The 22,533-nt window shown below is 42.1% G+C and carries 21 protein-coding genes, 1 tRNA gene and 1 pseudogene; 15 read left to right on the top strand and 8 right to left on the bottom strand.

Annotated features, from left to right (window positions below; translation table 11 throughout):
• Nucleotides 1-26 precede the first annotated feature (26 nt).
• Nucleotides 27-935 (bottom strand): c-type heme family protein, encoded by a 909-nt coding sequence (locus tag V7K98_RS14455; protein ID WP_335022897.1) that lies wholly within the window; start codon nt 933-935, stop codon nt 27-29.
• Between the two features lie 294 nt (nt 936-1,229).
• Between V7K98_RS14455 and V7K98_RS14450 the strand changes: the two genes are divergently transcribed.
• Entirely contained in the window at nt 1,230-3,119 is a 1,890-nt protein-coding gene (locus tag V7K98_RS14450) for a serine/threonine-protein kinase (protein WP_335022895.1), read from the top strand.
• Nucleotides 3,120-3,438: 319 nt separating this feature from the next.
• Nucleotides 3,439-3,663, top strand: a pseudogene (locus V7K98_RS14445) (SDH family Clp fold serine proteinase); the annotation flags it as partial.
• A 30-nt stretch (nt 3,664-3,693) separates the two neighbouring features.
• On the opposite strand, the gene V7K98_RS14440 reads toward V7K98_RS14445, so the two are convergent.
• Nucleotides 3,694-4,395, bottom strand: coding sequence for a peptidoglycan-binding domain-containing protein (locus V7K98_RS14440; protein WP_335022893.1), 702 nt, complete (start codon nt 4,393-4,395; stop codon nt 3,694-3,696).
• A gap of 699 nt (nt 4,396-5,094) precedes the next feature.
• On the opposite strand from V7K98_RS14440, the gene V7K98_RS14435 reads away from it, so the two are divergent.
• The 7 genes from V7K98_RS14435 (at nt 5,095) to V7K98_RS14405 (ending at nt 13,791) form a co-directional block, all read left to right on the top strand.
• The gene (locus V7K98_RS14435) at nt 5,095-6,492 is read left to right on the top strand and encodes a hypothetical protein (protein WP_335022891.1); all 1,398 of its coding nucleotides are present in this window, start codon (nt 5,095-5,097) and stop codon (nt 6,490-6,492) included.
• Nucleotides 6,493-6,709: 217 nt separating this feature from the next.
• Nucleotides 6,710-7,171 (top strand): ribosome maturation factor RimP, encoded by a 462-nt coding sequence (rimP, locus tag V7K98_RS14430; protein ID WP_335022889.1) that lies wholly within the window; start codon nt 6,710-6,712, stop codon nt 7,169-7,171.
• Between the two features lie 156 nt (nt 7,172-7,327).
• Nucleotides 7,328-8,611, top strand: a complete 1,284-nt coding sequence (gene nusA / locus V7K98_RS14425) for a transcription termination factor NusA (RefSeq protein WP_335022887.1) — start codon at nt 7,328-7,330, stop codon at nt 8,609-8,611.
• 148 nt (nt 8,612-8,759) lie between these two features.
• Nucleotides 8,760-9,029: a YlxR family protein gene (locus tag V7K98_RS14420; RefSeq protein ID WP_292709822.1), complete on the top strand. Its 270-nt coding sequence runs from the start codon at nt 8,760-8,762 to the stop codon at nt 9,027-9,029.
• Nucleotides 9,030-9,511: 482 nt separating this feature from the next.
• Nucleotides 9,512-12,673: a translation initiation factor IF-2 gene (infB, locus tag V7K98_RS14415; protein ID WP_335022881.1), complete on the top strand. Its 3,162-nt coding sequence runs from the start codon at nt 9,512-9,514 to the stop codon at nt 12,671-12,673.
• Between the two features lie 103 nt (nt 12,674-12,776).
• Nucleotides 12,777-13,406 (top strand): low-complexity tail membrane protein, encoded by a 630-nt coding sequence (locus V7K98_RS14410; protein ID WP_335022879.1) that lies wholly within the window; start codon nt 12,777-12,779, stop codon nt 13,404-13,406.
• A gap of 187 nt (nt 13,407-13,593) precedes the next feature.
• On the top strand, nt 13,594-13,791 hold the full coding sequence (locus tag V7K98_RS14405; protein WP_012412012.1) for a hypothetical protein: 198 nt from the start codon (nt 13,594-13,596) through the stop codon (nt 13,789-13,791).
• On the opposite strand, the gene V7K98_RS14400 is transcribed toward V7K98_RS14405, so the two are convergent.
• Complete coding sequence (locus V7K98_RS14400) at nt 13,788-13,925, bottom strand: hypothetical protein (RefSeq protein ID WP_335022877.1); 138 nt, start codon at nt 13,923-13,925, stop codon at nt 13,788-13,790. The two genes, V7K98_RS14405 and V7K98_RS14400, sit on opposite strands and share 4 nt — an antisense overlap.
• A 402-nt stretch (nt 13,926-14,327) precedes the next feature.
• Between V7K98_RS14400 and V7K98_RS14395 the strand changes: the two genes are divergently transcribed.
• Together V7K98_RS14395 and V7K98_RS14390 are read left to right on the top strand one after the other, a co-directional pair.
• Nucleotides 14,328-16,022 carry a DUF1565 domain-containing protein gene (locus tag V7K98_RS14395; RefSeq protein WP_335022875.1) on the top strand — a complete coding sequence of 565 codons (1,695 nt, stop codon included), beginning with the start codon at nt 14,328-14,330 and terminating at the stop codon, nt 16,020-16,022.
• A gap of 217 nt (nt 16,023-16,239) precedes the next feature.
• A complete protein-coding gene (locus tag V7K98_RS14390; protein WP_335022873.1) occupies nt 16,240-16,938 on the top strand; it encodes an ankyrin repeat domain-containing protein in 699 nt (232 codons plus the stop codon).
• A gap of 118 nt (nt 16,939-17,056) precedes the next feature.
• Here the strand turns inward: V7K98_RS14390 and V7K98_RS14385 are convergent, their stop codons facing one another.
• The gene (locus V7K98_RS14385; protein ID WP_335022871.1) at nt 17,057-17,338 is read right to left on the bottom strand and encodes a DUF3493 domain-containing protein; all 282 of its coding nucleotides are present in this window, start codon (nt 17,336-17,338) and stop codon (nt 17,057-17,059) included.
• 33 nt (nt 17,339-17,371) lie between these two features.
• Here V7K98_RS14385 and V7K98_RS14380 point away from each other — a divergent pair.
• A tRNA-Thr gene (locus V7K98_RS14380) sits at nt 17,372-17,443 on the top strand.
• 531 nt (nt 17,444-17,974) lie between these two features.
• Here the strand turns inward: V7K98_RS14380 and V7K98_RS14375 are convergent.
• From V7K98_RS14375 to V7K98_RS14360, 4 genes are all read right to left on the bottom strand, one after another.
• Nucleotides 17,975-18,412 (bottom strand): hypothetical protein, encoded by a 438-nt coding sequence (locus V7K98_RS14375; RefSeq protein WP_335022869.1) that lies wholly within the window; start codon nt 18,410-18,412, stop codon nt 17,975-17,977.
• Nucleotides 18,413-18,540: 128 nt separating this feature from the next.
• Nucleotides 18,541-18,900 (bottom strand): hypothetical protein, encoded by a 360-nt coding sequence (locus V7K98_RS28915; protein WP_442940419.1) that lies wholly within the window; start codon nt 18,898-18,900, stop codon nt 18,541-18,543.
• Nucleotides 18,901-18,951: 51 nt separating this feature from the next.
• The gene (locus V7K98_RS14365) at nt 18,952-19,296 is read right to left on the bottom strand and encodes a type II toxin-antitoxin system PemK/MazF family toxin (protein WP_335022865.1); all 345 of its coding nucleotides are present in this window, start codon (nt 19,294-19,296) and stop codon (nt 18,952-18,954) included.
• Nucleotides 19,283-19,552: a DUF2281 domain-containing protein gene (locus V7K98_RS14360; RefSeq protein WP_335022863.1), complete on the bottom strand. Its 270-nt coding sequence runs from the start codon at nt 19,550-19,552 to the stop codon at nt 19,283-19,285. Before V7K98_RS14360 ends, V7K98_RS14365 begins: the two co-directional genes overlap by 14 nt.
• Nucleotides 19,553-19,878: 326 nt before the next feature.
• Here V7K98_RS14360 and V7K98_RS14355 point away from each other — a divergent pair, with 326 nt between their 5' ends.
• The 3 genes from V7K98_RS14355 to V7K98_RS14345 all read left to right on the top strand — a co-directional run bounded on the left by V7K98_RS14355 (nt 19,879) and on the right by V7K98_RS14345 (nt 22,317).
• Nucleotides 19,879-20,940 (top strand): hypothetical protein, encoded by a 1,062-nt coding sequence (locus V7K98_RS14355; protein ID WP_335022861.1) that lies wholly within the window; start codon nt 19,879-19,881, stop codon nt 20,938-20,940.
• Nucleotides 20,941-21,014: 74 nt separating this feature from the next.
• The gene (locus V7K98_RS14350) at nt 21,015-21,974 is read left to right on the top strand and encodes a CHAT domain-containing protein (RefSeq protein WP_335023425.1); all 960 of its coding nucleotides are present in this window, start codon (nt 21,015-21,017) and stop codon (nt 21,972-21,974) included.
• Nucleotides 21,975-21,984: 10 nt separating this feature from the next.
• Nucleotides 21,985-22,317, top strand: coding sequence for a hypothetical protein (locus tag V7K98_RS14345; protein WP_335022859.1), 333 nt, complete (start codon nt 21,985-21,987; stop codon nt 22,315-22,317).
• The last annotated feature ends 216 nt before the right edge of the window (nt 22,318-22,533 follow it).

The following is a 22,533-nucleotide window of genomic DNA, read 5'->3' as shown; positions in this document are numbered from 1 at the left end:
GCTAGCGTCATTACGTACGAATTACTTTAATCCCCTATACCTCCCTGAGTACGTTTGATTCTTTTCATTGCCATTTCTAAACTTAACTGCATCCGTTTAAAGGCTTTAGCTAAATTACCGATTTCATCATTAGACATCTGCTCAAATTCAACTTCCATGTGTCCTGTACTAACTTCTTCAGCTATGCGAGTCATACGTTTTAGAGGTATAACAACCTGTCGATTCAAGAACAAGTTAACTAACAAGATCGTTGCTATAAAAATAGTTGATACAATTAGGATAATTACTAAAGAAGACTGATTGGCTTTGCTGATGACATTATTCGCTGGTACTGATATGATTTGAGCGCCGATAATTTCATTCAGCTTCCATCCAAATCCATTAGCTGTACCATAAAGAGTAATCATGCTTTGAGGTGCAGCTTCGGGTACGCTATGACACTTAAGACAGCTTTCTTCAGAAATTGGTAGTGGGCGAGCAATATAAAAGATATCCCCTCCAGGAATTGAGCGAAATCCACTCAGTTCTTTAAGGTCTGATTTGTTTCTAAATTTCTCGACAATTTCCGTCTCAAAACCGTCAGCTTTATCCCGAAGATTTGTAGGATTGAGAGTTGCTTCTTTATAAAAAAAGTCACGATAATCTGCTGTTTTTCGTAAAATCTCAAATACTTCCCGCGCTGAATATGCAGGCACACTTTGCGGCAAAAACTCTGTTGCCAATTTATCAGCTAGCTCTGGATTAACTTGAGTACTGGTGTATTTACGAACAGAACTCATGGTTTGCATGAGCATGAGACCAGTTGAGCTAATATCTTGTTTAGCATTCTCCCTAAGCAGAGAAGAAAGAGCAAATCCAGTCAAGCTCAAACCGAATGTCAAAATTATCAGTAACAAAATTGTAAACTTTTGTTTCAAATTGAGATTTTTTAGCATAATTACAGATTACCTACAAGTCAAATTATTATGAACAAATATAGCGAAAGTCATCGTTTACTTTACCATTATCAATCAATTCTCATCTTTAGGTATCAAGGCATCGTTTAGCTAAAACTATTAGGGTATACACAACTTTATACTATTAGTAATTATTGAGGTTAAGGAAAATGTTTTCTAAGTAACTTAGTTCCAAAAAGCTACAACAGCAATTCAAATGGAATTCCCAAAAATTCCTATTGGCTGTTTTAATACTGTGCCAAAATAAATACCAGCAATTGTCAAATATTACTAATGGTGTGGAATGCAGGAAAGTCTCTATTCGGGGGACGCTACATTATCGAAAGCCAACTAGGTGAAGGCGGAATTGGCATTACTTATCTTGCCAGAAATCAACGGAATCAACTGCGAGTGATTAAAACCCTCAAAGAAGAAATCCTGAACCACCCCGCTTGGATACTCCACCGAAACAAGTTAAGGCAAGACTTTCGTGATGAAGCCGTTAGGCTGGCTGTGTGTCACCATCCCCATATAGTAGAAATAGAAACCATCTTTGATGATGGAAATTTTCCTTGCATGGTGATGGAGTACATCGAAGGTGAAGACTTAGCACAGTACCTAAGACGGGTTGGAGTGCTATCAGAAGCAGAAGCATTGCTGTATATTCGACAAATTGGCGATGCTTTGACACTAATCCATTCTAAAGGATTGCTGCATCGGGATCTCAAACCACGCAACATTATGATCCGCATTGGGAAATTAGAAGCAGTGCTGATAGACTTTGGCATCGCCAGAGAATTTATCCCCAATGTAATCCAAAGACATACAGTGTATCGTACTCCTGGTTTTGCCCCACCTGAGCAATATGAATCGGAAGCGCCGCGAGGAGAATACATTGACATCTACGCCTTAGCCGCTACTTTATATAATTTGCTTACCGCAGTGATACCGACGAACGCAGATGATAGACGACACAATATTAATTTAGAACCACCGCAATATTTTAATCCCAATATCAGCGATAGGGTAAATCAAGCTATTATGTGCGGCATGGATTTGGAGTCTACTTATCGTCCTCAGTCTGTGCAGGAGTGGTTAGATTTATTGGGCACTGATACTAGTAGAGATATAGCACCAGCAACATCTACCTTGGTAATAACACCTAGAGTAAAATTACCTCCGCCTGTTGTATTAGATCAACAAAATTGGCAGTGCGTACAGACCCTCAAAGGTCATTCTAGTATGGTTCATGCGATCGCCATTAGCCCAGACGGACAATTTATTGCTAGTGGCAGTAATGACCATACTATTAAACTTTGGCAACTGGCTACTGGCAAGCTAGTGCGTCAACTGGGTCGTTGGTCTTCTGGTCATTCTAGTATGGTTCATTCCGTCGCCTTTAGCCCAATTTCAGCAAAGCTTTCTTATCAAGGAGAGTCAGGCAAATCTGCGGGAAGCACAGATTTGAATTCGGGGATCTTAGCTAGCGGTAGCTGGGATAATACAATCAAATTGTGGGATGTAAATACAGGCAAAGAAATTCGCACTCTCATCGGTCATAGCAACTGGGTAAATTCTGTTGCCTTTAGTCCAGATGGCAAGTTTCTCGCTAGTGGCAGTGCTGACTGGAAAATTAAACTATGGCAGGTACACTCTGGTATAGAAATCCAAAGTCTCACAGGTCATTCTGACTCAGTTTCGTCCGTCGCCTACTCTCCGAGAACACCTGTAACTAACAGCCAGGATAGACAACTAGTAGCTAGTGGTAGTAATGACTACACTATCAAACTGTGGCAAGTATACACAGGCCGAAACATCAACACATTAGTGGGTCATTCCTTCTTCGTCAACTGTATCGCCTTCAGCCAGGATGGGGAAATTATCGCTAGTGGTAGTGGTGACAACACAATTAAATTGTGGCATGTAAACACAGGCAGAGAAATTCGGACTCTTACAGGTCATTCTGATTCGGTTTGGTCAGTTGCTTTTAGCCAGGATAGGCAATTTCTCGCTAGTGGCAGTTGGGATAACACTATCAAACTGTGGCATTTACACAGTGGTAGAGAAATCAGCACACTTATCGGACATTCTAGCTATGTTCGATGCGTCGCCTTCAGCCCAGATGGGCAAACCCTAGTTAGCGGTGGTGATGACGATACTATAAAAATTTGGCGACGGGGATAAGAAATAATTCGTAATAGAGCCTCCGGCACGCTCCGCGAACGTAATTCGTAATATTTTTGTTGAGTGTGGTTCGATGGTTTTAAACCTACAGGTAGAACTGCGATCGCTTAAAGCTTGTCACAATGACGGCAAACGTTATTTTTGGACAAAACAATAATTTTATGGGCTTTGGTATTGGTGATTTATCAAGAAAGGCAGAGGGCAGCAGGCAGAACGGAATTCTGATTCCAGCACTGAAGCCCGTGACCTTACCGAACTTGGGTTTAAGACCCCCACTAAACTCTCATTTCAGTGGCTCCAAGTCAGGAGGGGCCTGAATCGCGTCATCCACGATTATCCCATAACTATTGAATAAGCAACAGAAATGGGGCTGCCCGACAGTTATGGGCAGCCCCATTCTATTTACGATCTCACGGATTTGTACCCACAGCCACAAGGTGGCCGACCCAGCGTACAGTACATTCCTATGCCTTACAATGACCCCCGTCGAATTCTACCTATGCCCAAGGGCAGACCCTTAGAAGAACCAAATCAGATGCTTTGATGGGTTTTGGGCAGGAGTTTTTTGTGACGATTAAGGTGTAGATGTTGGCGTAGCAGTTGGTGTCGCAGTTGGTGTTGCCATTGGTGTTGCCATTGGTGTCGCCGTTGGTGTTGCCGTTGGTGTCGCCATTGGTTTTGTTGTTGGTGTCGCCATCGGTTTTGTTGTTGGTTTAGCCGTCGGTTTTGTTGTTGGTTTAGCCGTCGGCTTAGTTGTTGGTTTAGTCGTCGGTGTAGGTGATGGTGTAGCCGTTGGCTGACTGAAGACTGTCTTTGCTTCTTCATTCAGCTTTTGGCGGAGTGCTAAATTAGCAATCCCAGTTTCTTGCAACTGATATTTCTTCTGATACACCTTTACTGCGGCTTCCATCTGTGGGCCATAAAAATGATCCCTCGGTAGGGGAGGATTAGGCTTAACTACTGCATTCAAATTTCTTTGCAGAATTTGAACGATGTTAGCAGCATAAGCTTGGGTTTTTGGCCCTGCTATCCCATCAGCTGGTTTTAGCTTATAACCTGTCTGAAATTCACGAATTGCCTTTTTAGTTTCTTCATCCGTCAAAGCACCATTTGTTAACTTGACGTTATAGCCTAGACCTCGCAACACAGCACGGAATTGCTGGGGCGTATAGCTACGTTGAGAGGCAGCGAAACCTGTATCTGCAATTACTACACTAGCACTTATCAGGCAAGTAACAGCAAAAGTCGCGCTTGATTTTCCAAAACCACACCACATATTTAAAACTCCTTTGGATTAAATCAGCAGGATTATAAATGTTAACAGCTGCATTTTAAGTTTGTTTAATAACTTTTTTCGCAATTTTTTAATGATTTTTGAATAATTTATGATTTATTTTTGCCAAAGTTAGCCAGATACACAAACAAGATATTATATCATCTATCAAAAGAAGTATCTTGTATTGGCAGAGATATAGAGGTTATCATTTGAATCGAATACACCCTTTGAACGCTAAATTTCGACGCAGACGCATATATGTGCATTTGTGTCAACTTAAACCCCAGCAAAGCAGCAATTCTAGATTTGGCTTTCTAAGAGGAATTGGCTAGACAAATGAGGTCAAATTCATTTCGTGCCTACACAAACTAAGCCCCGCGACCTGGATTAAGAGAAAATTAACAAAGGGCTTAAGCACTTTGTTTCTAAGCATTTTTTTAACCGGAAGTTGACATAAATACATATACATACATTTATACTGAGGTCTACTCAACTTGCAAATTGCTGTACTTGGTTGGAAAAAGACGAAAATTAATAGATGAAACCTGTCTATAGGCGATCGCCAGTAATGAATGTAAAGAAACATTTCTGTTTCTTCGCAGAGCTTATATTCCAAATGTCCAAAAAATGTCTAGTATGCAACAAAAAAATAGAGACATAAAATCTTCTAAGCAAAGGAATCTTTGGTTTGAAAGATTTATGGCACTTGCTGCCACTGTAAATTTAGGTTTAGTTTTGTTTAATTTAAGTTACGTACCTTGGCGAGATTTCTACTTGCGAAAACTTCCCCAAGTTATTCAGATTTATGACCCAATAAAAGGTATTGAACCCCATCGAGACACAAAAAGATATCTAGAAACAGTAGACGGATTAGAAAAACAAGTCAGCCAAACAGGATTAGAGTCTTCTGAGGTAAATAGCAGACTTGAGCAAATAAGGCATTTCAGTAACGAGATGATTGACAGTAACCCCTTTGCGGGAGTCAATAAAAGTGGGACTCTGGAAAAAATCAAAAAGCGGATGCGATCGCACATTGGTAGCGAATCTGCAAAACAGTCCTTTGCCACTTTTTGGAGTCAACCTTACTTATCACAAAAGGGCTGGCTTGAAGAAATTAATTTTTTTAACGAAAGCATTCGCCCTTTGATTGCCACAAACTACTACCGCCAAATCGGTGAAAATGGCGAATTTGTGGATAATTTCTGGATTCTTGACTTACCCTTTGTGATTTTATTTGGCGTAGAATTACTGGGGCGTACCTTCTTCATCAAACGCCGACATCCTGGTTTAAGCTGGTTTGAAGCATTATTGTGGCGTTGGTACGACCTACTTTTACTACTACCATTTTGGCGGTGGCTGCGAATCTTACCTGTATTAGTCCGCCTCGATCAGGCGCATTTATTGAATTTCCATCCAGTGCGAAAGCAAATTCATCAGGGGATTGTCGCCAATTTTGCCGAAGAACTCACAGAAGTAGTAGTGGTGAGAGTAATTAACCAAGTTCAGGGTTCAATTCAGCGAGGTGAGTTAACACGCTGGCTTTCACAACAAGAAAATTTACGTCCCTACATAGATATTAATAATGTAAATGAAGTAGAAGCGATCGCCAGTCTTTTAGTCAAAACAATTGTTTACCAAGTCTTACCTGATATTCAACCTGCGATCGTTGCCATCTTGCGCCACAACATCGAAACCGTCTTGCATCAAGTCCCCGTTTACCGCAACCTCCAGAATCTCCCTGGACTTGGACAGGCTCAAACCCAGTTAAGCGAACAACTTGCGACGCAAATCACAACTAATCTTTACAAAACTTTAGTTAGCGCTGTTGAAGATCCTGTTGGCGCAAAACTCACCAGTCAACTCGTAGAAAAGTTTGGCGAAGCCCTGGGCTCTGAAATGAAGGAAAAACACGTACTTTCCGAAATTCAGAGTTTACTTTTTGACTTCTTAGAGGAAATCAAAATCAACTACGTCCAGCGTTTGTCTCAAGAAGACATAGATCAAATTATCGAGCAAACCAGACAGCTACGCACCCAAGCATCAGTTCAAACAGTCGTTGATAAAAGTACCACTCTCCCAAAAATACGGAAAGGGTAGAGGGGGAAGCAGGGGAAGCACGGGGAGAAAGAATAACTAATTAATTGCCAATCCCCAATCCCCAATCCCCAATTCCCAATCCCCAATCCTCGACTATCCATTAAATGCGCTAAACTCGAATGAGGGCGAACCATCATTGATTCGTCACAAGACTTCTTGGAAGATATACCTATCGCAGGAAGTGGGTCAGTGCCCACTTTTTTTATTGAATTCTCACATGGCTCATCCTTTAATTCCACAAATTATTGATTTGGCGACACCAGTAGCAGAAGAACTGGGATTGGAAGTGGTTGACGTGGTTTTTCACACTCACCAAAGTCCACCAGTGTTGCGGGTAGACATTCGCAATCCTCAGCAAGAGACCGGATTGAATGATTGCGAGAGGATGAGCCGTGCTTTAGAAGCCTCCTTAGATACTGCGGAATTCGTTCCAGATAAATACGTCTTGGAAGTGTCTAGTCCTGGTATTTCGCGGCAACTGGTAACAGACAGGGAGTTTATTTCCTTTAAAGGATTTCCTGTCATTATCTCCACAACGCCCCCCTACGACGGACAACAAGAGTGGATTGGTCAGTTGATTCGCCGGGATGAGACAACACTTTACTTAAACCAAAAAGGTCGTGTAGTCGAAATTCCCTGCAACCTAATTACTAAGGTGCAGCTAGACGAGCGCCGATAAACGAGTGATTAAAGGCTAGGGACTAGGGACTAGAGATTGGAAGAGCAAAGGAGCAAAGGAGCAGAGGGGAAGTTGCTGCAAGTCTTTCCCCTTTGCACCCAATGCCCCATGCCCAGTGCCCCATGCCCATTCCCTAATTTTTAAAGGAGATTGCTTATGTCAATGGTTACTTTACCTGGATTAAAAGAATTAATTGAAAGTATAAGTCGTGAGCGGAATTTACCCCGTCTTGCAGTTCAATCAGCTATTAGAGAAGCACTACTCAAAGGCTACGAACGTTATCGTCGTGCCCAAAATTTAGAGCGCAAACAGTTTGATGAAGATTATTTTGAAAATTTTGAAGTAGAACTCGATATTGACGGAGAGGGTTTTCGCGTTCTTTCCACCAAAACCATTGTCGAAGAAGTCAATAACACAGATCATCAAATATCCCTAGACGAAGTTCAACAAGTAGCTCCCGAAGCGCAGTTAGGGGACTCTGTAGTACTGGATGTGACCCCAGACCAAGGAGAATTTGGTCGGATGGCGGCCATGCAAACCAAGCAAGTATTGGCGCAAAAATTACGGGATCAACAGCGCCAAATGGTGCAAGAAGAGTTCCAAGATTTAGAAGGAACTGTTCTGCAAGCAAGAGTCCTGCGGTTTGAGCGGCAATCAGTAGTTTTGGCTGTTAGCAGTAATTTTGGTCAGCCAGAAGTAGAAGCCGAATTACCAAAGCGGGAACAGTTGCCCAACGATAATTATCGGGCAAATGCCACCTTCAAGGTCTATCTCAAAAAAGTTTCTCAAGGTCAGCAACGAGGGCCACAGTTACTTGTGTCTCGTGCCGATGCTGGTTTGGTAGTTTATCTATTTGCCAACGAAGTCCCAGAAATTGAAGATGAAGTAGTACGGATTGTTGCCGTAGCAAGGGAGGCAAACCCCCCTTCCCGTTATGTCGGCCCCCGGACTAAAATAGCAGTAGATACCCTCGATCGCGATGTAGACCCAGTTGGTGCTTGTATTGGAGCCAGGGGATCGCGGATTCAAGTGGTAGTAAATGAATTACGCGGTGAAAAAATAGATGTAATTCGCTGGTCGCCAGACCCAGCAACATATATTGCTAATGCCTTAAGTCCGGCACGAGTAGATGAAGTGCGCCTGATGGATCCAGAATCTCGGCAAACTCATGTCCTCGTGGCCGAAGACCAACTAAGTCTAGCCATTGGTAAAGAAGGGCAAAACGTTCGTTTGGCAGCCCGTTTGACTGGTTGGAAAATAGACATCAAAGACAAAGCTAAATACGACTATGCAGGAGAAGATGAAAAATTTATGGCTGTCAGAGCGAAATATCAGTCAGAGCAAGAGGAAGATGATCTTGACTTTGAGGAAGAATTAGAGGATGAAAATGAGGATGAATTAGAAGAGGAGGATAGTTTTGATAATAACGATGATGAGTAATTGATCAACCTTGTAAAGTTTTGATAATGTTAATTGTAGTCCGAGCCTCAAGGATTATTTCCTGAAAGACACCTTGATATAAGTAAAAAATAGTAATAAAAAACTTATTTTTACACCCAGAATGCTGGACTGCGATCGCAGAAAACTGATGAAACCAAATTATCGGCGCTGTATTAGTTGCCGCAAAGTAGGCTCAAAAGATGAGTTTTGGCGGATTGTCCGCGTCTTTCCATCGGGAAAGGTACAATTAGATCGGGGCATGGGGCGTTCCGCCTATATTTGTCCGCAAACGAGTTGCTTACAAGCGGCTCAAAAAAAAAATCGACTAGGGCGATCGCTACATGCATCAGTGCCAGAAACACTGTACCAAAGCTTGTTGCAACGTCTAGCCAGCAGCAATACCCAAAACCAAATTTAATTGGAACAACTTTGTGACATCATCATCAGAGGAATTGTGCGAAAGCCGAAGTCGTGCTTTTATCACACCCTCTGTTGATTGTTAAGGTTAGTGCCAAAATAGTAAATGGGTGTAAAAAGCATTCGACTCTCCAATAACTTAAGAGGGGCGAGGCAACATTCCCAGAACAAGATGTAATCGATTGTGTTGTGGAAGATTCAGAATCAACAAAACAAGAAACTACAAAATGGCAACCTGGTAGCGCTCAGGCGCAGTTCGGCATCAAGGGTTCCGATAAAAATCTTTTATTTAAAAAATTTTTATGGGTGTCCCTCAACCATCATTCCTGGTGGGGATGCCATTATTAAACCGAAACATCTCTCTTTCCTGATTGGAGGCACCGGCAAAAACTAAACGGCAGTCTAAAAACAGTAATCCAAGGATGGAGATGTCGCAAACCAGGCAACCATCCGCTAAAACTGTAAATTAAAGGGGAAGAGTGGATGACCAACGGCAAAGTTAGAATTTATGAATTATCAAAGGAATTGAATTTGGATAACAAAGAGCTATTAGCAATTTGCGAGCAGCTCGACATCTCAGTCAAAAGTCATAGCAGCACGATTTCAGAATCCGAGGCAGAAAACATCCGGGCGGCAGCAGAAAAGCTTGCAACTACGAATGTGTCGGCCAAAAAGGAACTAGGTACAACCAGCCATAAGCCAAATTCACCACCAAACGGCGGACGTAACCGACCTGCTGCACCCCACAAACAGCAAATTTTGGAAATACGCAAACCCACAATATTGAGAAATACTACCTCCAACGCCCCTGATGCGTCAGTTGCCAACAATACCCAAGCTGCCTTGTCTGAAGCTAATCCTCCCTCTCCTCCACGGCCTTTTGCTACACCAGTCTCACCCATGAAGCCGGCAGCACCAACTCGACCTGTGCCCCGGACTCAATCTGAGACTCAAGAGCAACCTCCTGTCACCGACTTGGAACAAACGCCTAATCCAAATCAGGCACCGGAAAAAGTAGCATCGCAAAAACCAGAAAAAGTAGTTGCACCCAGACCGAAATCGGAAAAACCTCAAAAACCACAATTAGTTGCCCCTCCGTCAAGACCGGCGACTGAAGTTGCCGAGGTGCAAGAGGTGCAAGATGAGCAAGTGTCTCAAGCAGATAAACCGATTCTCAAACGCGACCAACGGGTAAAACCTGTTGAAGGCGATCGCGAGCAAATTAAGCCCAGAGTTGCAAAACTTCCAACCGACCAGTCTGCACCAGGCGCACCACAAAGACAGGCTCGATCCACCCCTGCACCCACCAGACCAGAGCAGAGGGTCAATAGACCATCTGCACCATCAGGAGACGGGCCAAGACCAAGGCCAGCGCGTCCTGGTGAAGGTGTAGCAGCCGCAATGCCGATCGCTACTCCACCGAGACAAATGTCAGGATTAGCCGGCAAATCTCAAGGAATGGGTGATGAGCCAGTTTCACCACCCGATCTCCTCGACTTGAAACGCCCAAGTCCACCTCGCCCGACCAAAGGCGGCAAGAAGTGGGTAGAAGAGGAAATAATCGACGAAGTTAAAGAGAAGGCTAAAGCTGGCGTTAAAGGCAAGCGGATCAAGCCCATACTGGACGATGAATTTGAAGAAGATTTGTTGGATGATGACGATATCGACTCACCAGCAACCGTCCAAGTTAGCCTTTCCATCGCCCGTCCTCCCAAGCCAAAAGCGACTCGACCTGTACAGATGCCAGGTGTAAGCCTTGTTAGTGCCCCAACTGCTAGAGGAAGTCGAAAACCTGGTTCTAAGTCTGGTTCTGGCCGTGACCATCACAATAACCGTCGCCAACAAGAAGTCGATCCAAAGCGCGATCGTCCAGCAAAAGTGACGATCACAGGCCCCTTGACTGTGCAAGAGTTGTCTGACGTTTTAGCCGTTGCCGATACAGAGATTGTAAAAATCCTGTTCCTCAAAGGCATGGCGGTGAGTATCACCCAAAATCTAGATATTCCCACAATTACCCTAGTAGGAAAAGAACTAGAAATAGAAGTTGAAACTGTCGAGCGAGAAGCAGAAGCTCGGAAAATTACCGAAATGGTCGGCGCAGAAGACCGAGAATATCTCCACCGCCGTCCGCCAGTCGTGACAATCATGGGTCACGTAGACCACGGTAAAACAACCCTGCTCGACTCAATTCGCAAAACCAAAGTGGCTGCTGGTGAAGCTGGTGGTATCACACAGCACATCGGTGCGTACCATGTGGATATAGAACATGAGGGCAAACCACAGCAGATAGTCTTCTTGGATACCCCTGGTCACGAAGCCTTTACAGCGATGCGGGCTAGAGGAGCTAGGGTGACAGACATTGCCGTGTTAGTAGTAGCTGCTGATGATGGTGTGCGTCCCCAAACCATTGAAGCCATCAGCCACGCCCAAGCTGCGGGAGTGCCAATTGTCGTTGCAATCAACAAGATTGACAAAGAAGGGGCACAGCCAGAGCGAGTGAAACAAGAACTTACGCAATATGGTCTGACCGCAGAAGATTGGGGTGGTGAGACAATTATGGTTCCCGTGAGCGCCATCAGAGGTGAAAATCTAGATACGCTCTTAGAGATGATTCTGCTAGTAGCAGAAGTTGGAGAACTATCTGCTAACCCAGATCGTACTGCCAAAGGAACTGTCATTGAAGCCCATCTGGATAAAGCGAAGGGAGCAGTTGCTACCCTGCTAATTCAGAATGGTACCCTGCGTGTGGGAGATATCTTAGTAGCTGGTTCGGCCTTCGGTAAAGTCCGGGCGATGGTGGATGACAGAAGTAAGAGAGTAGACATTGCTTCTCCTTCCTTTGCTGTCGAGGTATTGGGTTTAAGTGATGTGCCAGCAGCAGGCGACGAGTTCGAGGTATTCCAGAACGAAAAAGAAGCCAGATCCCTCGCTAGCGATCGCGCCGATAGACAACGCCTATCCCGCCTGTTACAAGGTCGTGTTACCCTGACTACCTTGTCGGCTCAAGCCCAAGAAGGCGAGTTGAAAGAACTCAACTTGATCTTGAAAGGAGATGTACAAGGTTCTGTAGAAGCCATTGTGGGAGCGCTCAAGCAAATTCCACAAAACGAAGTCCAAATTCGGATGCTCTTGGCTACTGCTGGGGAAATCACTGAGACAGATATCGACTTAGCATCTGCCAGTAACGCTGTAATTATTGGCTTCAACACCACCTTTGCCAGTGGCGCTAGACAAGCCGCCGATGAAGCAGGTGTAGATGTTCGAGAATACAACGTCATCTACAAACTCCTAGAAGATATCCAAGATGCCTTGGAAGGTCTTTTGGAACCAGAGTTGGTGGAAGAACCCTTGGGTCAAACCGAAGTCCGTGCTGTATTCCCAGTCGGTCGCGGTGCTGTTGCCGGTTGCTACGTTCAATCTGGCAAGTTAGTTCGCAACTGCAAAGTCAGAGTGCGACGTGGCGGTAAGGTGATCTTTGAAGGCGTTCTTGATTCCCTAAAACGGATGAAAGAAGATACCCGTGAAGTTAACGCCGGTTACGAATGCGGTGTCGGCATGGATAAATTCAATGATTGGGTTGAAGGTGACATCATCGAATCCTATCAGATGGTTACGAAGCGCCGCACTCTCACCTTAACGAGATAGTGTTAAGGGTAAAATGGTTAGAGGTTAGGAGTAATAAATTAGGAGTTAGGAGTTAAAGTCTACTAATTCCTAACTCCTAACTCTTAACTCATAACTTTTTATTATGCATTCATTTCGCTCTGAACCTATTTTGTGGATTCACGTTGCTGGATTAGCGACGTTGCCTGTTTTTTTAGTCCTCTGTTTATTATTTTTGTCTGTAGGCGAACCGTTTTTGCCAGTCTGGATGGAGCTATCTTTAGTTGCTGCAATTGGTATTCTCCCCCTGCTATGGATGCAGTTACGTCGCCCCTTTTATATATTTGCTCTTTTAGGAATAGCCCTAAAGCCAGAAAATCTGACTGAACGGCAGCGAAAAATTCTCTGTTTAATTAATACAAAGTTAAATCGGATTCTGGCATTAGTAGCAGCAGTATTGTCGGTTTGGGTATTGTGGCATCTTTACCAAATTGCCCCATTAGTAGCCAATTCAGCTAAATTTCTTCCTCAATGGCGCAGCGTTGCACTAGTGCTTGCCGGGTTAGCCTTTTTGGGTAGTAATCTATTTTTACAAATACCTGTGAGTGTAATGCGAGTTTTAGTGACTAATGACACAGAATTTGCTGGCATAGAACCATTATCTTTAGAAAAGATTAAGCAAGATTTTACCATTTTAGGGGTGCGGGTTAATCAAATCGTGCCCCAAATACTGCAATCCTTGTTTAGGATTAACACAGATTCATCACAACCCTGAAAGTAATATTATTTACTTCACAAGGCTATAAATAACCAGCAGGGAAAGCAAGAAACAGTAGGGCGAGATGAGGGGAATGAGGAAGCACGGTAAGAATAACTATTGATTATTGCCCCATGCCCAATGCCCCATGCCCCATGCCTAATGCCCAATTACCCTTGAAGTTAAAACAAAGGAATGAGGAACTATGGCTCAAATTCCAGCTTCTAGCGATCGCCAATTTTCTGCCGACACTGAAATTTGGTATAGCCTCAAATGTGCGATTTCCACTAGTTCCGGTTTTCAACGCTGGCAACTAGAGCGTGATGCTCAATTACACGGAATTCGCTTGGAACAGCAAGTACAACGGTATTTAAGGGAAACTTTAGAAACTTTAGCTTACTAAACAGCAAATAAATCTTCTAGGGTTGTTTGCAAGCGGCGGAGTTGACGGTATGCAGTTTCCAAGCGATCGCCATCAACTTCCACTTTATTTATGTGAACAATTCTTAATATTTTTAATCGGCGACACCTGCCCATCTTGACTCCCAGATGCTTCTAGAGAGGCTCACAAAGCTTATCGCCGAATAACTTGACTAGATTTGATCCAAAATAATATTGTTACGATTCCAGCTATTCAGCACTCTATCTAAAAAATACAGGGTTTACTTTTATTGGTTGGCAAAAATCCAGCGACTATCTCAACCAGATAATTTGCTCAGAGTAACTTGTTAAGAGCAGGTAAACTTCCGCCACAGTCTACGTAGTAAAATTTTCTGAATAAAATAATATAACTAATGTATAAGTTCTGTGATGTATCTAAGGAAATTAGCTGAATCAGTGCTAATCATCCAGTATAGTTTTGCATGGGTTTTACAGCAGCTACAAGGCTGTTAGCTTTAACCTTGTTCTACATACTTCAGCACATCACAGACTCAAAAAATGAAATATCGGGGTTTTCACATTACTCTTGCGAAAAATCTTCGCCTTCTCTCCAGCAGTCATCTTAGATATACTTTGCGTGTGGGAGCCGGACTAACGGCAATGCTTGTTGTTTCTAGTGGATCAATACTACTACCAGGTGCGGTTAACGCTGGTGCAACTCACCAACAAAGTACTGCCCCAACTCTCACAGCGCAAGTTCCGACAACAGCCGCAGCCATTTACGTTAATCCCGCAACTGGTGCAGATAGTGCTGGTGCTGGTACAACCTCAACTGCACCCTACAAAAGCATCAGTTTTGCTCTCAGTCAAGCCCAAGCAGGTGCAGTTATTCAATTAGCACCTGGGAACTATAACCAGGACAGTGGCGAAACTTTTCCATTGTTGCTGAAACCAGGGGTGACACTGCGGGGTGATGAAGCTAGTAAAGGTCAGGGGATATTAATAACAGGTGGAGGTTTCTACACTAGTCGCACCTTTGCCAGACAGGATATTACCATCCTTGCCGAACAAGATACCACTATTACCGGTGTAAGCGTCACCAACCCAAATAGTCGGGGTACGGGTGTGTGGGTGGAATCAACTAATCCCACTATCAAAAACAGTACTTTTACTAACAGTGTCAGAGAGGGTGTTTTTGTTACGGGTACAGGTAATCCCAAAATTGAAAGTAACGCCTTTGTGCAAAACAAAGGCAATGGGATTTCAATAGCTAAAGCTGCTCAAGGAGAAATTCGAGGTAACTTATTTCAGGATACTGGTTTTGGTCTAGCGATCGGTGGTACTTCTACACCCCTAATTGTAGAAAACCAAATCGTCGAAAACCAAGATGGTCTTTTTATCTCAGAGTCAGCAAAGCCTGTATTGCGTAAGAATGTCATTCAGAATAATAAGCGAGATGGTGTAGTAGCAACTGTCAACGCTCTACCCGATCTCGGCACTAACGAAAATCCTGGTGGTAATCTGATCCGCAATAACACTCGTTATGATGTGAACAACGCCACTAAAACCAGTAAAATTATTGCTGTTGGTAACGATATCGATCAGAAAAAGATTTTTGGCTCAGTAGATTTTGTTGCCGCAGCCGTTGATGTACCCACTGGAGGGCCTGTTGCATTTAAAGATGTGCCCGCAAATTTCTGGGCAAAAGCCTACATCGAAGCTTTAGCCTCTCAAAATATTATTGCTGGCTTTCCTGATGGCAGCTTTAAACCCAATGAACCTGTAACCCGCGCTCAATTCGCTACTATTGTCACTAAAGCTTTAACACCACCAGTTAAACGCGCAGGTATTAAGTTTAAGGATGTAGCAACAAATTTCTGGGCTTACGCTGCAATTCAATCTGCTTACCAGAGTCAATTTGTTTCTGGTTATCCCGATGGCACTTTTAAGCCACAGCAGCAAATTCCTAGAGTGCAGGCGTTAGTATCTTTGGCTAATGGTTTGGGCTTAACTGCGAGTAATCAGAATGTCCTTTCTTTTTACACCGATGCTGCCCAGATTCCTAATTATGCGATCGCACCTGTTGCAGCTGCAACTGTACGGCAACTAGTAATTAACTATCCCACAGTCAAGCAACTCAATCCTAATCGTCAAGCAACTAGAGCCGAAGTTGCTGCCTTTGTTTACCAGGCACTTGTCAATGCCGGACGTGCCCAACCAATTCCTTCATCTTATTTGGTAACAGGCCAGTAAATGTCTAGTTAGCAAATTGGAAGTGCCAGACTGATAAATTGTTAGTCTGGTGCTTCCAAATATTACGATTTTTATTAATTTTAGGAGTTTTTAAACATAAAACTTGAGTTCTTTAAATATAGCTGACCCCGTTTCAACAAATGTCTAGTTTATTAGAAATTTTTGCAATCAGTAACTCACGATAGAATTATGCTTAGTACTGATCTAAACGTGAACGATGACTGAGCAACCTGAAAAATATTTTCAATGGTGTCTAGTTGCAAATGTTGTTTCGGAGCAACCGTTTGATGAGAACAATGAAATCCAGCATGGAACAAAGCATTTCAGTTCAAACACAAAGGTTTACTGTTCCGCTCCAACTTGGGGTGATGGTTACGAGAAAATAGTTGTTGTAGGTCGTCATCGTGGCTCATCCAGATTAGTCACAATGATTATCAATGAGAAACGATTAACCAATTGGCGGGCACGATATGTCTATTTACCAAAGCTGAAAGGATCGTTTTTTCGCTCTTGGGACTCAAAAGAAGACGTAGAAGGATGGGCTAAGAGTATACCCCGATGGCAAGAAGCAAGAAATGCGAGGAAGAAAGGCTTTGAAAAATTACATCCAAATGAAGTTTTGATTCATGCTCTCATGCTTGATAGAATTGCTGATGTGCAACAAGCAATTGAGCGAGGAGCAGATGTTAACTACTTAAGTCATGATGGACTTACACCTCTAACACTTGCTCTCAGTCGAGGCGAGTACTCAATCTTAACTCAGTTCCTCTTAGAGAAAGGTGCTGATGTTAAAACCATTAGCTATCAGTTCCTTGAAAAAGTAACCCAAAAACCATCGAAGTATCCTGAAGCTGTATTTAGGTTAGTTGAGCAAGCAATTGATGAGCTATTTCCACACTCTCAAAGGTTTGATTAACGTTTTTTAAATTGCCGTAGTCTGAGCGTTCTAGCGAGAATGTTAATATAGGGTGATCGATATCCCTTTTAAATTTCAACTAGTGAGATTTAAATGTGGCGAGCTAAAATTTCTCCCTTCAAGAATTAGAACTTTTACCTGATTGGGGGCGCTGTTCCCAGCGCCAGAGGAAGACCATTAGGGCAACGATTCCTAACTGGAGAGCTAAACTTGGAATTGCACTCTCAATATTGCGTCCAGCGAGGACTTGGAAGAAAAAGACGAATGCACCGAGTGAGCCAGAAGCAGCGAAAGCGATGTAGAAAAATTGTCGTAACCCGCGATAAGGAGCGGCTATTTCTGCTTTGAGGCTGGCATACTGTTCGGGGTTAAGGCGATTTTTAGGATTTTGATCTACCATAATTTAATTATGTTATACTCTTAGATTGTGTAGGCCGATGTGGCTCAGTGGTAGAGCAGCTGATTCGTAATCAGCAGGCCGTGGGTTCAAATCCCATCATCGGCTTTGGTAAAAGTATTGCTCAATAGTAAATTTTGGCATAAATCAAGTGTACAGTGACTAATTATCTGTCATCGGTGACACATTGATGTCGTTGTGACAAATTATTGTCATCAAAGCGAGTAATCCGCTTCCGTATGTATTGGTGACAAATTATTGTCATCTTTCTGAAAAGCAACAATTTATATATGGAGGGTGGTTTCATACTAAAAAAGAAAAATACATAAGTCTTGATTTATCGTTTTGCGGCATAGCTTTTTACCCCTCTCCAAGCCTATCTCCGTTGGCGTAAGCCTACCGTTAGTCAAGGGTAGAGAGGCTTTGAAACCAAGTTTTAGTTTTTCTCTGGTTGTATGAAACCAACCTGCCCTACTCCAATACGGTTCGGTTAAGGTTATTTTATGAAAAAATAGATCCCCAAGACGCGATAAATCGCCGTCTTTACAATAATCAGTGCTTCGTAGAGACGGCGATTTATCGCGTCTCTTGCCTTAACCGAACAGTATTGGCCCTACTCCCATTTTCAAGTCAGGTGGATTATTGCAACAAAGGAGTTGTGCCATTACCGTTAGTTGACGCATTGGCAATTGCAGCTTGAGTAGGTTGAGTAGCAAGAACCGCTACAAGTGGAGTAACTTTTGAACTAGATTGTTTATTTCGTTTGCGATTAGAGCCGCCAGCCTTGGAATACTCTATACTGTTTCTGCCGTAGACAGTTGCAACTCCACTTAGCATTCGTTCAGACATTTCGGAGAGAGTTTTATCCATCTGGGTTACTGTTTTACGCGATTCTTCCAGATTGGACACCAGCGTATTATTCGCTTCTACCATCGCACGGGTAGAGTTGATTAAGTGGTTGTAGGCTTCAATAGTTAACCCATGTCCTAAATCCAGATTTTCATCAATAGATTTAAGCAAGGCGAGACGAAGTTGGGCTTTGTCAACAGCAGCAGAACCACGAGTTTTTAAAGACATAACACATCCTTTTTTAATAATTCCTTTTTCAACATAGTGGAGTATCCTTTTGCCTGAGATGGGTAGTTTTGTGGATTTATTTCATTAAAAGTTCAACGAAATAATTACGAGTTTGCCTGTGTTTTTACTCATTTTTCAGATCGATTTGTTGTTTGAGAATAAGTGCAATCAGCAACAGTAATCACAAAATCAATAAATGCGTACCCCGAAATAACAAATGAGTATCCTGAAATAACAAATGAGTACCCCGAAATAACAAATGAGTACCCCGAAATAACAAATGAGTACCCCGAAATAACAAATGCGTACTCCGAAATAACAAATGCGTATCCCGAAATAACAAATGAGTACCCCGAAATAACAAATGAGTATCCCGAAATAACAAATGAGTACCCCGAAATAACAAATGAGTATCCCGAAATAACAAATGAGTATCCCGAAATAACAAATGCGATCGCCAAATCTATAAACGGAATCGCCGAAATCACAAATGCGTTGGCGTAGCCCGCACTATTTTGTAGGATTGATATCTGCGGCGATTACTCTATTAATTGAATTAGATATTGACTAAGATTATGTAATAGTTTGTTATACCTTTCTATTGATATTGTGCGAATCGAGACAATTATACTGTTACGATTAATGACAGCTAAAAAACTTAATCTAATCACAGATTGACGAACTAAACCACTGGATTGAAAATCATCATCATTAGGTGAAATGATTTCGTCAAAGTTAGGAATATATTGTTTTAATTGTGTACTAATGCCACATATCAAAAAGTCTTGATATTTTGGCATTTCTCTCAAAATCAGCGTAGGACGGTTTTTGATTTCTCCATTTGCTTGAGGAATAGGAGTTAGTATGATGTTACCTTCTTTCATAACTAGGGTTATATTCTTTAATTGATTCTATAGGATATTCTGGTTCATCTTCTGCATAACATTGATTTAAGTTATTTAAAGATAAAGATTGCCAATTTTCTCTTTCTTCTGTATTGGTTTCTAAAACGGTTACATCTTCGACTTGTGGAAGTGTTGAAGATTTAGTGATTAAATATTCGGCATAATGTAAAAGTTCAATTTTCAGGGAACTGGGCAAACTTTCTATGATTTTCCATAGGGCTGTTTCGGTACTCATAATTACTCCTTTTGGAATTTATAAGGATTAATATTACTTATTATTTTGATTGTAAGGTAGAAGATCGGCAATCGCACTATTTTATAGGAGTGATGTCTGCGACGAGGAAGGCGATAAGCCTAACGGCATAGCTTCTCTACGAGACGCTCCGCGAACGCTTACCGCAAAATCAGTGTATTGTCTGTTCACAAGTAAAAACACTCATCCACGAGGTTCTTTCATTGTCAGAAACACATCATTTGTGATGAAATTGTACCTTTTTCTGGAATTTAGGGCGTTGTTGTTGTATTTTTCTCATGATATAGTTGCGTCTCACACCCTTACCCATGAACGAACAGCGACAGCAAGCCTATCTCAACCTCATTGAACGCCTGTTGAATTGCGGTAGTGACGATGAAGTCCGAGAGATTTTAGCAGCAAACCAAGATTTAATTGATGCTGGCTTAGTACAAAAGATGCTGGAAATGGCAAATAATCTACTAAGGCAGGGCGAATTAGACCAAGCTAATCGTTTAATGAATATAGCAGGACAGCAACTTGGAGTTTCTAGTAAATTATCATCGACTGCCACACAAAAAGAATACTTAGATTTCTTAGAGCAAGTGCTGAAAGTAACAGCAGATACTAGAGGTAACGCACAGGTAATTTACCCGATGCTGGCAAAGAATACAGACAGACTCGACGGTGTGTTAGCAAAAATATTGCGTCGTTGGGGGACAAATAGACTGAGAGAAGCCCAAGCAGATGAGGCGGAACACTTTAACCAAGTTTATAGCCGCATTGTAGAAGTTTGCAGGGAATTAAATAAGATTACCGAAGCAATTGAATATGTTGAGCGTAGTAAAACCCGCAATTTAGTCGAACAAATCCTCGAACGCGACTCTAAAACCATCTTCCCTCCAGAAGTATTCACTCAATTAGAAAAATACAGGGATGAAATAGCCGTAGGACAATATCAAATCCAAAATGGTAAAGCTGAAACTTCCGAAGTCTTAGCACAACATCTCCAAGAATTGCGACAGCAGCGTAATGAATTGCAAAACCAATACTTACTTATTGGTCATGGTTTCAAATTCGACTCCTTCCAAGATTCTTTGGATGAGCATACAGCCATTATCGAGTGGTATATTCTCAACGATAAAATTCTGGCATTTATTGTCACAAAACAAGGAGAGGTAACTGTTTGCCAATCCCAACCAGAAGACCGAGAAGCTTTGTATGATTGGGGAAATCAATATTTGCAGAATTACTACAATCAAAACGACCAATGGCTTAATAACTTAGGAGAATCACTCAAAGAATTAGCCTCAATTCTGCACATAGATGAAATATTAAACCAGATACCAAAGCACTGCAATCAACTCATCCTAGGGCTTTCCAAGAAATAAATTATCCATTTGTGGGATGGGCATCTTGCCCGTCCTAATATTGGGGACGGGCAAGATGCCCATCCCACAAGAAAATTTGGGATATTTTTTTATTTGGAAGTCCCCTAATTCCCCATCAGTTCTTGCATTTATTACCCCTTCATGCCCTCCCAGTCAATCACAATGCTGAAAATTCGCGCTGTCTTCTGGATTTATTTGTTGGTGGTGTGAGTTATGCACCCAGTTGTCAACTACTGCAACAGGTACAACAGCGCAAACGTCCTGATTTTCAATCTCTATTTGCAATTCAAAATCCTACAGAAGACCTTGATTTCACCAATTTGGAAGTGGAAAGCATATCATCTTACTTTCCCTCCCATCAAGTATTATCCAAAAAACAAGCCACAAAAGCCGCCTTATCCCAAGCAGCAACACAATTAAAACAAGCAAATTATCTCCACTTTTCTTGTCACGGTTCTTTCAACTTAGATTCTCCCCAAAATTCTTTTTTATTATTAGCAGATGCCTATATTTCCCCTATTCCTGATGATGCTAACCCAGAAAGATATCTCAAAGTTTCCGACATGGAAGCTGTAGATTTAAGTAAATGTTTGACATTGGGTAATTTATTTGAACGAACCTTCGACTTTAGTCAAACTCGTCTCGTGGTTCTCTCAGCCTGCGAAACAGGTTTAATTGACTTCAATAATACCACTGATGAATATATCGGCTTACCTAGTGGCTTTCTCTATGCAGGTAGTAGCAGTGTTGTAAGTAGTTTATGGACGGTAAACGATTTATCAACATCCTTTTTGATGATTAAGTTCATTCAAATTTTGAAGTCTGCTACAGATATGTTAGTACCACTTGCTATGAATCAAGCGCAGCTTTGGCTACGGGATGCTACTAAAGAAGAGTTAGATAAATGGACTACTCAATTGTCTTTAGATAGCACCAATAAAGGAAAAATACGTCGTCAAATTAATAAGATGACTGGAGAGAAACCATTCAACTCTCCTTATCATTGGGCTGCATTTACTGCTGTTGGCAAATAGGAGAATAATTATGTCTGATTATGAAACAACTGTTAACATTTTTATTCATCTGCTGAAAACTCAGCCTTCTCTATTTTCAGGAGAGGATAGAATCACACTAATGGAATTGATTAATAACCAACCTGATGACGTTAAATCTTTATCCAATGCTATCTCAGATTGGTTATCAGAACATCCTGAAGTAGATGAGGCTTTAGCAGAATTTGAGGAAATAGGAACAAAAGCGCCAGGAGATAAGAAAGCAAATATAAATATTCCCAAATACGAACTCGATAAAAAGAATATACTTAATGAGATTCAACAAAGTTCGTCATCTTCTCAAGAGACAAAAAAACCGACTTAGGCTAAGAGGTTGTTTGAAAAGTGGTATGTTGTAATTTTTATCGAATTATTACCCCCCTTAGTCCCCCCTTATAAAGGGGGGAAATAAGAAAATCCGGTTCCCTCCCCTTTATAAGGGGAGGGTTAGAGGGTGTTTGAAAAGTTTTGAGGAGTAAAATTTTATGCCAATCGCCTCACCATGATCCGGATCATGGCAAGGTAGATAAACGTCTCTGAT

Origin of the sequence: Nostoc sp. (genome assembly GCF_036917435.1) — a bacterium.
Classification (GTDB): domain Bacteria; phylum Cyanobacteriota; class Cyanobacteriia; order Cyanobacteriales; family Nostocaceae; genus Nostoc.
This window is presented reverse-complemented; position numbering and strand designations above follow the sequence as displayed.

What these genes read in the sequence shown, in the direction of transcription:
- V7K98_RS14355 (WP_335022861.1), top strand. Translation starts at nt 19,879, where the DNA reads ATGAACGAACAGCGACAGCAAGCCTATCTCAACCTCATTGAACGCCTG.
- rimP (WP_335022889.1), top strand. Translation starts at nt 6,710, where the DNA reads ATGGCTCATCCTTTAATTCCACAAATTATTGATTTGGCGACACCAGTA.
- nusA (WP_335022887.1), top strand. Translation starts at nt 7,328, where the DNA reads ATGTCAATGGTTACTTTACCTGGATTAAAAGAATTAATTGAAAGTATA.
- V7K98_RS14435 (WP_335022891.1), top strand. Translation starts at nt 5,095, where the DNA reads ATGGCACTTGCTGCCACTGTAAATTTAGGTTTAGTTTTGTTTAATTTA.
- V7K98_RS14395 (WP_335022875.1), top strand. Translation starts at nt 14,328, where the DNA reads ATGAAATATCGGGGTTTTCACATTACTCTTGCGAAAAATCTTCGCCTT.
- V7K98_RS14455 (WP_335022897.1), bottom strand. Translation starts at nt 935, where the DNA reads ATGCTAAAAAATCTCAATTTGAAACAAAAGTTTACAATTTTGTTACTG.
- V7K98_RS14375 (WP_335022869.1), bottom strand. Translation starts at nt 18,412, where the DNA reads ATGTCTTTAAAAACTCGTGGTTCTGCTGCTGTTGACAAAGCCCAACTT.
- V7K98_RS14420 (WP_292709822.1), top strand. Translation starts at nt 8,760, where the DNA reads ATGAAACCAAATTATCGGCGCTGTATTAGTTGCCGCAAAGTAGGCTCA.
- V7K98_RS14410 (WP_335022879.1), top strand. Translation starts at nt 12,777, where the DNA reads ATGCATTCATTTCGCTCTGAACCTATTTTGTGGATTCACGTTGCTGGA.
- V7K98_RS14385 (WP_335022871.1), bottom strand. Translation starts at nt 17,338, where the DNA reads ATGGTAGATCAAAATCCTAAAAATCGCCTTAACCCCGAACAGTATGCC.
- V7K98_RS14440 (WP_335022893.1), bottom strand. Translation starts at nt 4,395, where the DNA reads ATGTGGTGTGGTTTTGGAAAATCAAGCGCGACTTTTGCTGTTACTTGC.
- V7K98_RS14365 (WP_335022865.1), bottom strand. Translation starts at nt 19,296, where the DNA reads ATGAAAGAAGGTAACATCATACTAACTCCTATTCCTCAAGCAAATGGA.
- V7K98_RS14450 (WP_335022895.1), top strand. Translation starts at nt 1,230, where the DNA reads ATGGTGTGGAATGCAGGAAAGTCTCTATTCGGGGGACGCTACATTATC.
- infB (WP_335022881.1), top strand. Translation starts at nt 9,512, where the DNA reads ATGACCAACGGCAAAGTTAGAATTTATGAATTATCAAAGGAATTGAAT.
- V7K98_RS14345 (WP_335022859.1), top strand. Translation starts at nt 21,985, where the DNA reads ATGTCTGATTATGAAACAACTGTTAACATTTTTATTCATCTGCTGAAA.
- V7K98_RS14405 (WP_012412012.1), top strand. Translation starts at nt 13,594, where the DNA reads ATGGCTCAAATTCCAGCTTCTAGCGATCGCCAATTTTCTGCCGACACT.
- V7K98_RS14400 (WP_335022877.1), bottom strand. Translation starts at nt 13,925, where the DNA reads ATGGGCAGGTGTCGCCGATTAAAAATATTAAGAATTGTTCACATAAAT.
- V7K98_RS14390 (WP_335022873.1), top strand. Translation starts at nt 16,240, where the DNA reads ATGACTGAGCAACCTGAAAAATATTTTCAATGGTGTCTAGTTGCAAAT.
- V7K98_RS14360 (WP_335022863.1), bottom strand. Translation starts at nt 19,552, where the DNA reads ATGAGTACCGAAACAGCCCTATGGAAAATCATAGAAAGTTTGCCCAGT.